This is a genomic window from Patiriisocius sp. Uisw_017 (genome assembly GCF_047731265.1).
Lineage (GTDB): Bacteria > Bacteroidota > Bacteroidia > Flavobacteriales > Flavobacteriaceae > Patiriisocius.
This window is the reverse complement of sequence record NZ_CP159835.1, coordinates 1,098,988-1,112,909: the sequence shown is the minus strand read 5'-3', so window position 1 is coordinate 1,112,909 and position 13,922 is coordinate 1,098,988. Positions and strand designations below refer to the sequence as shown.

The following is a 13,922-nucleotide window of genomic DNA, read 5'->3' as shown; positions in this document are numbered from 1 at the left end:
TTTTGGTTACTGAATATTGTAGAATTAAAGTGTAGTTAATAACTGTATTAGATATTATCAGTCGCAAACCATTCGGCATAGCTGGAAGCAGTCTCCTGTAAACGAAGGGAATGTAATTGAATATTTTCAGGAAGTCTTAGTTTTATTTTTCCAGAAAAATCAATCACCATCATTTCGCTAGTGGGTTGATAATCTACTAATAAAACATTGTGATCGCGATCACTTAATTCTTTTGCTAACTCAACGTGAGGCGTATTTTTATTAAAAACAGTAGCGTGGTCAAAAACATCGACTATCTCTTCTTTAACTATTTTTTTGAGGTCGGTGAAATCTATTACCATCCCAAACTTTACGTGATTGTTGTCGTTTATTGGAGTTCCAATGACGGTTACCGAAAGTTTGTAACTATGCCCGTGTACATTGCGACATTTGCCATCATAGCCATAAAGGGCGTGGCCGGTTTCGAAAGAAAATTGTTTTGTAATGCGAATCTTACTCATCCTACAAAGATAGCCTACTTATTTTTATTTTTTCGGCGCTTTTCCATATCCTTGAAATAACAATAGTTTTTATACTTCTTGTAGAGAAAAGCAATGATGACAATCATTCCTAGAATCATCAATCCTCCCTTGCCAGTTAGGTATTCAAAAACTTCCATGAAGTGCGATTTTTTTTGTAAAAATACTTATAAAATAGATGGTTGCCGTTTAATTATTTAGACTTTTCGCGTTTAGTATACCGTGTCAGTTTATTTCAGAATTAATTTTTTAAAGGAGTTAAAACTTGAGTTGTAATTTTTAACGTTCTTTCTGAAGTACTTTTTCAGTCGAAACTATTCTACAGAGAAGGTCTAATTTTTTAAAAGTCAAAACCGTCATTTGATCCAACATGTTTTTTATGTATAATTCAGTCTTTATGATTGCTTTATATCGAATTCATTTAAAGCTTTGCCTCGTCACAAGAGAAGAAAAAACACGCGAGGGTATAAATAAAATGTGCAGTGGTTTTAGGAGACAAACATAGCAGGTGATGTGGTTACAATTTTGTCAAAACTTCTAAAATACGATTTTGGGTTTCTGGAATGCACGATTCGGTTTTTGATATTTTATAGGAGTAGAGAACTTGGGTGATGCTTTAGAAGTAAGAATAGATTGCATTAAATGTTTTATATTTAGATTCGATAAATAACGAGACGCTATTTTACAAACTCAAAAGGGTGTTTCAGGAGATACTCGGTCAAGAACGGGGGTCTTAATTGCATCTTTGTAAAACCCACAACTAAATTTTTATGAAACATCTGCCATTTGCACTATTCTTTACCTGCCTGTTTTTTACACCCACAGACTACGCACAACAAAAATAAATCTATAGTATCCAGCAGTTATTAAAATAAGAGCCAGCAAAAGACTCTTTGCGAGTGCGGCGATTATTAGACATTTTTTATTTAAAACGAACGGTTGCCACAAAAGAATGTGGTCCATTAGTAGATGAAGCAATTGCGCTCTCAGTAGAAATAAAACGCAACTATCTAGAAGGAACAGCAAGAAGAAACCTTGCACAGCATTACAAAAGACTAGGAAATTTTGAAGAGTCATTGCGTGAAGCTATAGCTTCAGTCAAATTATTAGATGCCGCAAAAGCACCTAAGGCTGACCGCATGTTGTCCTAAAGTGATCTTGCCATTGCTTACCGGGACACTAATTTTTTAGAGGAGGCGCTTGAGATAACGTTAAAAAATCTTGAAGAGGTAAAAGACGACTAGGTAACGAAAAGAAAGGGTAGGTTTTATTTTGATGTGTGGAACGCTTATAATCATTTAGCAGATTATAAAAATGCCGAAATCTATTATAATAAAGCCATTGGGATTTGTGAGCAGACAGATTTTACCTATTGAAAAATGCTAATGACGGGAACATTAGGCGCTATGTATAGGGTTCAGAAAAAACATGAATTATCAAAGCAGAAATTTAAGGAGTCGCTACCATTTTTTAAAAAAATAGAGGATACCCGTTCTGTGGTTTCTTCTACATACCAACTAGCTCAGGTTGAGTCTATGCAAGGCAATCACAAAACAGCACTGCCGTTATTAGAAGAGGCTTTAGCGCTTTATGATGAACTAGGCCCCTTGCTTTACAGGAAAGAGATTAATCAGCAATTATATATCACGCACAGCATTCTGGGACAGCAGGCCAAGGCAGATGATCCCAACGTTCTATATAACGCGGCAAAAGATTCTAATAACTCAAGAGAAGACAAAAAGCGCATTGTAGAGATGCAAATCAAATATGAAACGGAAAAATAGAAGCTGAAAAAGAATCCGCAGAGGCCAATGCCGCATTAGCACAAGAAAAAAGCACTCGAGACCGATATTTTCTTATTGGTACCATAGTTATTTCAGGGCTTAGATTATTGAGTTCTTTGTTGTCTTTTAGTAGAATAAAAGCGAAGAAGAAAGCCGAAATTATCATTTTAGAACTGCACGAAACTCAAAAACGATTGGCGCTAGAAAAACAATATAGAGATAGCGAACTCAAAGCCTTAAAGGCGCAAATGAATCCGCATTTTATTTTTAATGCACTTAATAGTATTCAAGAATATATCATTTTAAACAAGAAGAACCTTGCAGGAGATTATTTGGGCAAATTTGCCGATTTAATGCGAAAGTATTTACAACATAGTGATTCTGGAACCCTGACGATACACGATAAAATCGAGAGTTTAGAGATGTAATCGAGAGCTTGTGGCATTGCGCTTTGAAGACACACTATCGTATACTTTGACCGTTTCAGAAAAAATAAATAAAGAGCAGCTACACATCCCAACAATGTTAATACAACCTTATGTAAAGAACGCATTAAAACATAGGTTGCTACATCGAAAAACGGGCAGAAAACTTCCGATTACATTTACAAATGAAAGTGATAAAACGATAACTTGTTATATAGAAGACAATGGAGTGGGCCGAGAACGATAAGCTGCGATTAAATCACAAAGCCAGTATATGCTTGCTTCATTTGCCAAAAAGGCCACAGAAAATAGATTAAGTCTCTTAAGTTATGAAAAGGATAGAAAAATAGGGGTTGAGATTGTGGATCTATTTGAGGAAGACGGCAGCGCAAAAGGAATGCGCGTTATATTAAGCATTCCAACTAATAAAAGCATTGACAAAACAGCCTAAAGGCATATAAAATACCGATCCAAAAATGAAAGCTATAATTATAGACGACGAGCCTAAAGCGCGCAATTTGTCGCGAATTTTGGCAGAAGAAAACCGCCCAAAAACCACATAGATTTTTGAAGCTGGAGATCTTTTGAGCGGCGTAGCCATTATCAAAGAAGAAGCGCCAAGTATTGTTTTTCTAGATATTGAAATTCCAGAACATTCTGGTCTAGAGATTTTAAACTTTATAGAGAAAGACGCTGTAAATTTTGAAATTATCTTTACAAACGCCTACAGCGAGTATACTATCCAGGCGTTTCAACTATCGGCAATAGATTATTTATTAAAACCAGTACGCCCTAATCAGGTAAAGGAAGCCGTAGATAAGGCGATCGATTTTTTAAGTAAAAGTCATATAAAAATAAAACTAGAAGAATTAAAACAGAGCTTATCAAACAATAGTTTTGAAAAAATAGGTTTGCCCGTAAATGACGGAATCAAGTTTGTGAATTTTAAAGATATCATTATGCTGACAGCAGATGGCATGTGCACAAGTATAATAACTATAGAAGAGGAAGACTTGTGTATTAGCAAACCCTTAAAGCACATTAAAAAACATGTAAAAAGCGATGGCGGCTATATTGTTATGGACAACGACAAAACAGTATCCATTTCTAAAGAAAAACACGAGGAGTTTTTACAGTTAGTGAGCAGTATTTAATCGCTATAAGCGCTTTTCAGCAGTTCAAAATGAGGTTTCAGCAATTTGCAAAACCTTTAATGATCGCTAACCTTTAGTTTAGCACTACAATTTAAAACACAAACATCATGAAAACAGTAGCAGCAATTTTAGCAATCGTATTGTTTTCAGGATTTAATTTGCCAACCATCGAGCCAGATGCAAACACAACCCAAGCAGAGACAGCGATCACCGTAGCGAGTTTTAACTCGTTAATGATACGGGTAAAAAAGTGAGCATCCACACGGGAAGTGGTTTTGTGAGTCTAAATAAAGGAGGAAGTATAATTATTACTTGTACTATGGGTAAAGAAGTAAGATGGGCAGATAGCAGTAAAAAAGCAGATGTAATTTTTAAAATAAGCAGTGATCATTGTGGTAAAACCTTAAAATTATCTGAACTTTAATTTTCTTAATGATTGAGTTAATAATATTTAAAAGAAGCGGAATGTATAGGTGTAACTAGACTAATACTAATAGAGAAATAATGGCGAAATTGTCAAGTATTTAATAATTTTTACTGAGAAAAAAGGCTTGTTAAGGGCCATCTTTAATATGAAATCGGGTCGGGTTTATCAACCCGTTTTTATATATATGAATTAAGTTTAATGTTAGCTCAGGGTATTATTGAGGAGCAATCTTCTGGGTTTTTTAATTACAGCCGAATCCTGTAATTAATGAACACATAAAAATAAAAAATATTTTTCAGATCATTTTAGCACTTACTTCTTTGTCAATTTAATAGTAACAAAAACGAATACCACTTAGTACAAGAGGAGCACCCTAATCACTTCCTACTAGTCACTCACAAGCGGTAAATACTTCCTGAAATATTTAATTACGAGTGCAACCCCGCGCCAAGCCACCCATACAATTAAGGCAATCCAAATTCCCCACAATCCCCATCCTAAATGTTTAGAAGCAAACAATACCGGAACAAAGCCTAAAAAAGTAGAAGCTAAAAGCACATTGCGCAAATATCCCATTTCTCCCAAGCCTTTAAAAATTGAATCGAGCGTAAAAGCTATAGCGTTAAACGGTAACGAAATTAACACCAAGATAAACACACTGGAATAGATAGCTAAAACTTCTGGGTCTTTATTATATACCTGCCCCAAGGATTCGTAGAAAATGAAACCTATGATTACTAAACAAGATGCTACGATGAGGTTATATAAAAGGACTTTTTTTGTCAATTTCCAAAGTGTATTAAAATCGCGCTCACCCATTAATTTTCCGCCTAAGATATTTCCTGCTGCGCCGTAGCCATCCAGAAAAAATGCTGTAAATAGCCAGATATTTAGGATAATAGTGTGCGCTGCAACTACTTCTTTCCCAAGTCCTGCGGCTTCTCGTGTGGATAATATTAATGCAACATTTAACGCTACCGAGCGGAGAAATAAATTAGAACACATGGAGACCAATCTATTTATTTCGGGGTGTAGCGGAAATTTTAAACGGAGCGATACTGCGGTTTTTTTTAAGACCAGTATAAGTGCTAAGACAGCCATTAATGCCTGCGAAATTAAACTTGCCCACGCTGCGCCCACAACTCCCATAGCCTCTATATAACCCTCTAATCCATACACTAACAAAAAGTCAAGTCCTACGTTTACTCCAGCGCCAATCGCCGCTATTACCATAGGCCAAAAAGTATTTTGTAATCCTCTAAAAATTCCAAAAACAGCGAACGTGAAAAGCGTTAAAGGAAAGCCCCAAACTCGAATATCGTAGTACGCGACGCTGAGGTCTAATATGATACCTTCAGCATTTAGAAGCGAGAAGATTTCCTCTACAAAAAAGTATGTAGAAAGAAGAACCACGATGCTTAGCCCCACATTAAAATAGACGGCTTGTGCAGGAAATCCATCTAGGTTTTCAATTTTTCCTGCGCCCAGATTTTGAGAAATTATTGCCGATATAGCGCTACGAGTTTGCCCAAGAATCCATATAAGTGCGGATAAAAACGCACCCACTATCCCTACGGCGGCCAAACTTTCAGTTCCAAATTCTGAGATGTTGCCTACCACAGCAGCATCTGTGCTCGAAAGTACAGGCTCTGCAATCCCAGCAATAATAGCAGGAATTGCAAGCTGTTGGATTCTTTTAAACGAAATATTAGTTGTGCTCATTAAGGATTGCAAAGCTACACTTTGCGATCTATTTTCCCTACTATAAATAGGAAGACCTCATAGATTTTAACTGCGCTCTTTAAACTGCGTAACGCTAAGGAAAATTCTTAAGGTTTTTGGGATTGCTCCATTAAATTGCCTATAGGGGTAATTCATAACAATGAAAAGGGAACTCTGTTTGTCTCGGAAAATAAACATCGTCTAATTGGGTATAACCGCGGGCCTTATAAAACTCTTGGTTTCTGAGATTTTTACTGAAGGTGTCCAGTCTTATCGAAATGGCCTTTTGTTGATTTGCATACATTTCAGCAAAATCCATCAATTTTTTTGCATTTCCGCAGCGTTGAAAATCAGGATGTACCGCAAGTCTATGTATGTAATAATTCAGTTTGTCTTCGGTTAGCCAAGATATCTGGTTATATTCTTCATCTTTTTTGGTTGAAATTGTGATACAACCAATAACGGTATCTTGATGTATAAGAACATACAACTCGCCACTAATGCGGTCTTTTTCAAACGCTTGTGTGTTAGGATAGTTTTCGTCCCATTGAAAAATACCTTCTGAAGCCATTTTTACTGCACAAGCATTCGTTATTGTGATTAGTTCAACAATTTCTGAAGGTTTCGCTTTTCGTATCATATTTTAGGATTAATTTTGCCGAAGCACAAAAATACTTCTTTTAGCATGAAAAACATTTTAGTTCCCATTGGTTCCAACAAAAACGCAGTGAGTAATTTACAATATGCAATTGATCTCGCACAAGAGTTAGATGCGTATGTATATGTGATTTCTGTATTTCAAGAGCTTTCTAAAGTGGGTGGTTTATCAAAAGTAAACACGATAATGAAAGAGGATAGTGAAAACATCTTGAAGGATGTATTATCAAAAGTGGATAAGAAGGACGTGACTGTTATTTCTCATCCTATCAAGGGCGCTATTGTGGAATCTGTTGAGCGGTTTAACAAACATGTACCTGTAGATTTAATGGTGCTTTCGCCTAGGAGTAACTCTATTAGAGAAGAAGTATATCTTGGGAAGATGTCTGGAAAGCTAGTTAAAAACACAAATATCTCAGCTTTGGTTGTGCCAGAAGGAGCCGTTTTTAAAGCGCCAAAAACTATTTTAATGGCATTTAAGAATGGCACAATCGAAGACAAAAGAGCATTAAAACTTCTAAGAAAATTTGCGAGTAAATTTGAAACGAAGATAAATCTATTGCACGTAAAAACTCCAGATAGTACGACTGAAATGAAAAAAGTAAGTAGTATGTTAGAGAAACTTAAAAACAACTACACAACAACCGAAAACGCCACAACATTTCAAGCGATATTAGAGTACTTCCAGACAAACAGTCCAGACATGCTTTGTGTGGTAAGAAGAAATCGAGGGTTTTTCTCTAAGCTCTGGGAAAAAAATGTAGTGTTGAAAAAAGACTTTCATACTTCGAAACCACTACTAATATTAACAGCTCAATAATTTTATCGAAAAGTCAATAGTCAGCTAGTTTGACATGTAACCCTCAAAATAGCAGTACTTTTTCCTGTCATTTATAGAAAATCTATTGGTGCTGAAATAAAATTATGCTCGAGAATAAAAAATATTTTAGTCCCAGTAGCTTCTGTTGAAAACGGAATCACCAATCTACGTTATGCTACAAGTTTAGCGGCAATTTATAATGCTCGAATTTATGTTACGTACATTAAGACTGAAAACACAGAGTTAATCTTAAAGGAGGTTTTAGAAAACACAAATACTCAGGATGTACAGGTGGTTTCTAAACCTATTGGGGGTGATATTTTTGAAGGAATCGCAGAACTTTCTAGGGTACTTAAAATAGATTTGATTGTGCTGTCTCCACAAAGCACGAGCATTAAAGATGAGGTATATTTAGGAATCGTTACTACTAAGATTATAAGACAAACTAAAACACCATTAATTGTAGTTCCTAAAGATTATCTTTTTAGAAGGTTTGACGCTATCTTATTTGCCATGAAAAATGCAAAAATCGAATCTACCGAAGCATCAGACACGCTAGTATCATTTATAGACCATTTCAACGCTAAACTAAATGTGTTTCGTGTTGTAACACCTGATACTGCCGAGAATTACAGAACATTACAACCTGAATTAATGGCAATCGCTGAGCATATAAAAATTTCGGAAAACGCAACGGTATTCCAGGGAATCACAGAGCATTTCTCAGCATTTAATCCGGAACTTTTGTGTGTCTTGCAACGTAAAAATAAGGATGGGTTTTTCAAAAAAACTATTGGGTCAAAACGGAATAATTTCTAAAAAGGAGTTTTTTACTACACAACCACTATTGATTTTAAAGGAGAGAGCGTAGTTTTATAAAAAGTCAAAAGGATAAAAGGACAAATCATCAATTGGGATTTGTCCTTTTATGCTTCTGGTGGTACAAGATTCTTATGAATTTACTTAAAGGGGACTGTCCTTAATATTTTTTATTTAAGTAGACTTGTGTATTGCAGCCCTGTTGGATATTTTTTAAATAGGGTCTTTAATTGAACAGTTCCCCCACACTCCGCAAAAAAAAACGGAGCTTCAGAGAACAAGGTGGAGAATATCGGATTCGAACCGATGACCCTTTGACTGCCAGCCAAATGCTCTAGCCAACTGAGCTAATCCCCCAAATATGTTGCTAAATTAGACTATTTATTTTAGAAATTCACAAGATTTTTTAACTACTTCTTCAAGATGATTGGGTAATGAATTGGTATCCCAAGGATGGCTTGCTCCAAAAACGTGATTTGCATTTTCTACAAAATGAGTACGACTATTTATAGTCCACCCTTGTAGTTTTTTAGCCTCATCAATCGAGACTGTAGGATCTGCTATACCGTGAATAATGAGTAGGGGTTTTTTTAAAACTTCGGCTGCTCTTTGAATTGTTAATCGATTTTCATTTGTAATGAAGTCTTGAAAGAATTGCCAATCATGGGGCATCTCTTGTTTTGTGCGTCCGTTAGTTACATAAAATCTACCGGTAGATTTCCAATTATTAAAGAGGTCACTCCCAATATTAAATCTTGATTTATAATCGCTAACTCCGGCCCATGTAATTACTTTTTTTACCCCTGTGTTTTCTTCTGCTTTTATGAGAACAATTCCACCGCCACGGCTATGTCCAATTAAGTTAATGTCCTTTGTATTTGTCTCTTGATCGTATTGTTTTGTACTGGAAATATGGGTTATAATTTGCTCAAGATCGTCAAGTTCTTTGGTATAGTTGTTCTGCGAAAAAGCCTCTAAATCTGGAAAATCGATGGGTTCTTCAAGTGTACTTCCGTTATGTGAAAAATTAAACTTTAAAAAGAAAAATCCTTCGTTGGCAAAATACTCCGCAACAAGTTCCCATGCTCCCCAATCTTTAAAACCCTTATAACCGTGGCAGAAAATAACGATTGGCTTAGTAGTGTTGGTTTTGTTAAAATAAACATCATAGAGTATCGGTTTTTTTTCAGAGTTACGCAGCACATTGTTTTTCTTTATCTGCATCATTATTTTATTTCTTTTTCGATAAATGGAATTAAAGGGTCGCAGATCTCTAAAATCAATTGGATTAATTCTTCTTTAAATAGCGCTAGAACTTCTTGGTCGATTTTTTGATTTTTTTTACGACTACCAACAGACTCCTTAATTCCAAATTTTAAAAACCCACCAGATAAATTTTTGAATGAAATAATTCCTGCTTCAGTATCTGTGCTGGCTTTGTTGGCATTATACATGGTGGTATATGTCAATACTTGGAAAGCCTTACTGTATTTATAATCTTTTCGTAAAACGCTCCAATCTATTATTTCGACTTCACTTTGGTTTACTTTTCCTGTTTTGTAATCAATGATCCTTAGTTGGTTATTATATTTGTCGACACGGTCTACGCTTCCTCGAATGTTTACCTCAAAATCTAATTGGGGAATCTGTATTGGAATGATTAAATCATGTTCTAAACGAAGAACGGTAATCTTATTTCCAGCTTCAATATTTTTAATTTCGTGATCAATAAAGTTTAAAACGTACTTTTTAGCTACTTCAAAAATGAGCAGGTTCTTTCCAGTACTATAATTGCCTCCTTTAAAAACGGTTTCGAATTGTTTTGCTATTTCTTTACTTACTTTAGATTTGACTATTTTTAAAGCAACTATGGTTAGTTCAGTATTGATTAAAGGCTTGTATAAATACTCTAAGGCATTATGCACAATGGTCCCCATGGTGTTTGCTGCTATAGTTTCTTCCACTTCCTCAACGTCGTTAATGTTTAAAATTTTATTGAAATAAAAATCAATTGGATTTCGGATATAGTTTGTTAATGCCGACGGAGAAAATCCTTTTTTTGCGATTTCTTTAATACGGCGCAGCACGTCATCGGTTTTTTCAATTTTCTTTAGTTCTGGGATTCTAATGGTTGCTTTGGGAGCAACGAGGTTGTGTGTTATTTTGTGGGTAGTTAAATTTGCTGTTTCTAATTGAAGCAAAAACCTGCTTTTTTCACCAGTATTGAGCCCTTCAGAATGTGTGTTATAAATAAAGGTTGCGGTTTCACACCTATGAAGCAAATGGGTAAAGTGATAGGTGTAAATAGCATCCTTTTCGGTGAATTTTGGGAGTCCGTAGGCTGTTTTTAAATCATACGTTATAAAAGAAGCGTTTGACTTACCTGAGGGTAATGTACCCTCATTTACTGAAGTTAAAATAACATTCTTAAAATCTAAAACACGTGATTCGAGCACTCCCATAATTTGCAGTCCTTGATATGCATCTCCTTTAAAATCGAGTGTTGAAGTTGCTAAAAATTGACTGAACAAATTTTCAATAGATTGAAGTGATTTTAGATAAGAAAATTTCTGATCAAGTTCGCCAATTTGAGTGAGGCCCTCGTGTAATTTTTGAAGGACGTTGAATTCAATAGTATTTTTGGAGGTTTTTAAAATCGCGAAGCCCAATAGATTTATACAATTTTGAATAGCATCAGGTCCATCGTCCCATTTTTTAAATATTATATTTAAAAACGGACGACTTTCTTTTACAGTTAAACTAAGAATTGCTTCTTTTGAAAGATGTGTGCTATTGGCGGTATTTATTTTGTCTATGATCTCCAGACTATCAGAGATTAAAATTTGTATAAATGGGTGATTGAGCAAATTAATAACATCTTTATAATAGTAGAGTTCGTCATTATTCTTGTTTTTGGTTCCAAGTAATAATTCGAAGTACACGGAGAATGGAAATGACTTTAAAGGAACACCCATAGTAATGTTTACTTCTTGGACATTGTCGGGCAGAGAGTGCAATAGCGGTATGAGTAGGTTTTCGTCGGCAAGTATTACCGCAGTTGAATCTAATTGCTCTTTTGTATAGGAAGAAAGTAAATTTCCAACGTGTTTTGCCTGGCCAACATTTTTTGGAACAGCAGTAAAGGTTAAATTTTTTTGTTTTACAAAATTGGAGTGCATAAAATTAAAAGCATTGTTTTCATAATGAGGCCAGGTGCTTTTGTATTTCCTAAGAAAGAGGGAGGCACTGTGTCCTTTGTCTTCCATAAAATAGCTGTCTGTATCCCATATAACATCATTTACTGGAGATTTCAATATGGCTTTAAAGATCTGTTGTTCGGCATTGTTTAAGGCGTTAAAACCAAGAAATATATGCGGTGAGTTATTCTTATTACAATAGGTTTCAATATTTTCAGCGGCTTTTCTATATACGAGTCCTTGATACCCCAACCGTTCATTTGTAAGGCTTGTGGTAAGTAGATGATAGAAAGATGCTAAGCTTTCCCAAAAGTTTAGGTATTTCTGAATTAATTCGGTTCTTTCATCTTGAAGGTACCAGTGATTAATATCTTGTACTGCTTCTAAATAGTTAAAGAAGGAATGAGCATCGAGTAAATATCGGTCAATTTCATTAAAATCTCCCAATAGAGTTGTAGCCCAGCTGCTGTAGGAATCAAAAGATTCTTTTTCTTTAATGCTTTCTAATTTTAAATACGATTCGTAGCTTTTAAATAATAACTCAGTACTATCTATGATTTGTAGCTCTGCTACGGCTTCAATAAAGGTTTCAATACTAATGATTCTTGGAGCAAAATTGGTTTTAGTTGTTTGACCTTTAATATAGTTGAGCAGGAAGCCTCCAGCTCTTTTGCTGGGAAGTATAATCGTGAGCGAAGCTAGATCTTCGTGTTTATTGTTAAGGTATTGGAGAGAATCTTCAAGGAATGCTACCATCCTTTAAAAATAACAAACGGATCTAAATTTTAGCAGGTGTTTCTTATTTTATTTTGTGTTGTATATATTCAAACAAAAATCCCTCAACAATTTAAATTGTTGAGGGATTTAATTTTTCTAATCCTTTTTATAAGGCTAAAGGATTATTCTTGTATTAGTTTTTAAGAATAACTTCTACACGTCTGTTATTTGCTCTACCTGCTTTCGTTTTATTCGAATCTATTGGTTTGTCTTCACCATAACCAATTGAAGATAACCTATCAGAAGCAATACCATTAGTAACTAAGTAATCTCTAACTGTATTCGCTCTTTTTTCAGAAAGAATTTGGTTTGATTTATTACCTCCTACACTATCAGTATAACCATCAATAGAGAATTTAGCATTAGGATATTCTTTTAAAATAGCAGTAATATTATTTAGTATAATTTTTGATTGGTCTTTAACGCTCGCTTTACCAGTATCAAATAATATAGTTTTCGCATAGTCGTTTAAAGTTTTCATTACGGCTGGAGTAGGAGCAGCAATTTCTGGACAACCTTTGTTGGCAACAGTACCAGGTATTTTAGGACAGTCATCATCCTTGTCTAACACAGAGTCAGCATCTGTATCAGGCCATGGACATCCTTTATTTGCTTTAGGACCAGCTTCGTTAGGGCAAGCATCATCAGCGTCAGTAATCCCATCACTATCACTATCTGGACAACCGTTCATTGAAGCTAAACCAGCAACAGTAGGACAAGCATCTTGTGGATCTGCAATACCATCTCCGTCTGAATCAGCACAACCATTAAATTCAGCTAAACCTGGTGTATTAGGACAGGCATCTTGTCTGTCTTCAATACCGTCACCGTCTGTATCAGGGCAACCATTAAATTCAGCTAAACCAAAAGTTTCTGGACAATCGTCCTCTAGGTCATAAATTCCATCACCGTCTGTATCTTTTCCACCAAATTTGAATAAAATACCAACACTATGTTGAAAATGGGTAATTCCATAATCTTCGAATGAATGCTTATATCCAGATTGTACATCAAAAGCAAGGTTTTCCGCAACCCAAATTTTAAGACTTACAAGACCATTCGCAGTACCAAATCCTATATCATCAATCCAAGTGTAACCACCACCAACTCCAAGAGAAGGATCAAACCATCCACCAGGACCGCCAATCATATCTCTAAAGCTGTATTTGATTTCACCATCTAATCCAAAATAAGTATCATCTTCAATACGAACTTCACCTAATTTACTAATTCTATTAACGGTACCAACACCTGTTAAAGAGAACCCACTACCTAAATATTTTCCAATAGATAACCTAGAAATAGAAGGTAAGATGTTCCAATGATCTTTGACGTTGTAAAATTCTTCAAAAAGCTCACCATTACTAGAGTCAGAGGCATTTTGACCGTCTCTAAGGCCTGCAGGAAATGTATCAACAGCGTTGACACCTATCCCGATAGCCCAAGGGTTGTTTTCGTCTTGAGCATTTGCTGCTCCTACTACTAAGAATACCAAGGCAGCAACTAAAATACTGTTAAGATGTTTCATATTTGATTGTTTAATTTTTGAGTGTTAATTGAAGCAAAAGTAAGATGTTAAAGTTTATTAACAAAAACAAATCTATTAAATTTTTCCGAAACAC

At 35.3% G+C, this 13,922-nt stretch carries 16 protein-coding genes and 1 tRNA gene; 10 read left to right on the top strand and 7 right to left on the bottom strand.

Annotated features, from left to right (window positions below; genetic code table 11):
• Positions 1-47: 47 nt before the first annotated feature.
• The gene (locus ABXT67_RS05075; RefSeq protein WP_415376197.1) at positions 48-500 is read right to left on the bottom strand and encodes a 6-pyruvoyl trahydropterin synthase family protein; all 453 of its coding nucleotides are present in this window, start codon (positions 498-500) and stop codon (positions 48-50) included.
• Between the two features lie 917 nt (positions 501-1,417).
• Here ABXT67_RS05075 and ABXT67_RS05070 point away from each other — a divergent pair.
• The 8 genes from ABXT67_RS05070 to ABXT67_RS05035 all read left to right on the top strand — a co-directional run bounded on the left by ABXT67_RS05070 (position 1,418) and on the right by ABXT67_RS05035 (position 4,305).
• Positions 1,418-1,669, top strand: coding sequence for a hypothetical protein (locus ABXT67_RS05070; RefSeq protein WP_415376196.1), 252 nt, complete (start codon positions 1,418-1,420; stop codon positions 1,667-1,669).
• Positions 1,670-1,903: 234 nt separating this feature from the next.
• Positions 1,904-2,302 (top strand): tetratricopeptide repeat protein, encoded by a 399-nt coding sequence (locus ABXT67_RS05065; protein ID WP_415376195.1) that lies wholly within the window; start codon positions 1,904-1,906, stop codon positions 2,300-2,302.
• Positions 2,303-2,409: 107 nt separating this feature from the next.
• The gene (locus ABXT67_RS05060) at positions 2,410-2,730 is read left to right on the top strand and encodes a histidine kinase (RefSeq protein WP_415376194.1); all 321 of its coding nucleotides are present in this window, start codon (positions 2,410-2,412) and stop codon (positions 2,728-2,730) included.
• A gap of 10 nt (positions 2,731-2,740) precedes the next feature.
• Positions 2,741-2,974 carry a hypothetical protein gene (locus tag ABXT67_RS05055; RefSeq protein ID WP_415376193.1) on the top strand — a complete coding sequence of 78 codons (234 nt, stop codon included), beginning with the start codon at positions 2,741-2,743 and terminating at the stop codon, positions 2,972-2,974.
• Between the two features lie 27 nt (positions 2,975-3,001).
• Positions 3,002-3,178, top strand: a complete 177-nt coding sequence (locus ABXT67_RS05050) for a hypothetical protein (RefSeq protein ID WP_415376192.1) — start codon at positions 3,002-3,004, stop codon at positions 3,176-3,178.
• Between the two features lie 112 nt (positions 3,179-3,290).
• Positions 3,291-3,881 carry a LytR/AlgR family response regulator transcription factor gene (locus ABXT67_RS05045; protein WP_415376932.1) on the top strand — a complete coding sequence of 197 codons (591 nt, stop codon included), beginning with the start codon at positions 3,291-3,293 and terminating at the stop codon, positions 3,879-3,881.
• A 107-nt stretch (positions 3,882-3,988) separates the two neighbouring features.
• Positions 3,989-4,135: a hypothetical protein gene (locus ABXT67_RS05040; RefSeq protein WP_415376191.1), complete on the top strand. Its 147-nt coding sequence runs from the start codon at positions 3,989-3,991 to the stop codon at positions 4,133-4,135.
• On the top strand, positions 4,132-4,305 hold the full coding sequence (locus ABXT67_RS05035; RefSeq protein ID WP_415376190.1) for a hypothetical protein: 174 nt from the start codon (positions 4,132-4,134) through the stop codon (positions 4,303-4,305). The genes ABXT67_RS05040 and ABXT67_RS05035 overlap by 4 nt, the downstream gene beginning before the upstream one ends.
• Positions 4,306-4,695: 390 nt before the next feature.
• Here the strand turns inward: ABXT67_RS05035 and ABXT67_RS05030 are convergent, their stop codons facing one another.
• Both ABXT67_RS05030 and ABXT67_RS05025 read right to left on the bottom strand, forming a co-directional pair.
• The gene (locus ABXT67_RS05030) at positions 4,696-6,030 is read right to left on the bottom strand and encodes an MATE family efflux transporter (protein WP_415376189.1); all 1,335 of its coding nucleotides are present in this window, start codon (positions 6,028-6,030) and stop codon (positions 4,696-4,698) included.
• A 139-nt stretch (positions 6,031-6,169) separates the two neighbouring features.
• Complete coding sequence (locus ABXT67_RS05025; protein WP_415376188.1) at positions 6,170-6,670, bottom strand: GNAT family N-acetyltransferase; 501 nt, start codon at positions 6,668-6,670, stop codon at positions 6,170-6,172.
• 45 nt (positions 6,671-6,715) lie between these two features.
• Between ABXT67_RS05025 and ABXT67_RS05020 the strand changes: the two genes are divergently transcribed.
• Together ABXT67_RS05020 and ABXT67_RS05015 are read left to right on the top strand one after the other, a co-directional pair.
• Positions 6,716-7,507, top strand: a complete 792-nt coding sequence (locus tag ABXT67_RS05020; protein ID WP_415376187.1) for a universal stress protein — start codon at positions 6,716-6,718, stop codon at positions 7,505-7,507.
• Between the two features lie 48 nt (positions 7,508-7,555).
• A complete protein-coding gene (locus ABXT67_RS05015) occupies positions 7,556-8,326 on the top strand; it encodes a universal stress protein (protein WP_415376931.1) in 771 nt (256 codons plus the stop codon).
• 283 nt (positions 8,327-8,609) lie between these two features.
• Here the strand turns inward: ABXT67_RS05015 and ABXT67_RS05010 are convergent.
• From ABXT67_RS05010 to ABXT67_RS04995, 4 genes are all read right to left on the bottom strand, one after another.
• Positions 8,610-8,683, bottom strand: a tRNA-Ala gene (locus tag ABXT67_RS05010).
• Positions 8,684-8,707: 24 nt separating this feature from the next.
• The gene (locus ABXT67_RS05005; protein ID WP_415376186.1) at positions 8,708-9,553 is read right to left on the bottom strand and encodes an alpha/beta hydrolase family protein; all 846 of its coding nucleotides are present in this window, start codon (positions 9,551-9,553) and stop codon (positions 8,708-8,710) included.
• Positions 9,553-12,279: a PD-(D/E)XK nuclease family protein gene (locus tag ABXT67_RS05000; protein ID WP_415376185.1), complete on the bottom strand. Its 2,727-nt coding sequence runs from the start codon at positions 12,277-12,279 to the stop codon at positions 9,553-9,555. The genes ABXT67_RS05005 and ABXT67_RS05000 overlap by 1 nt, the downstream gene beginning before the upstream one ends.
• 154 nt (positions 12,280-12,433) lie before the next feature.
• Positions 12,434-13,828, bottom strand: coding sequence for an OmpA family protein (locus ABXT67_RS04995; RefSeq protein WP_415376184.1), 1,395 nt, complete (start codon positions 13,826-13,828; stop codon positions 12,434-12,436).
• Positions 13,829-13,922 lie beyond the last annotated feature (94 nt).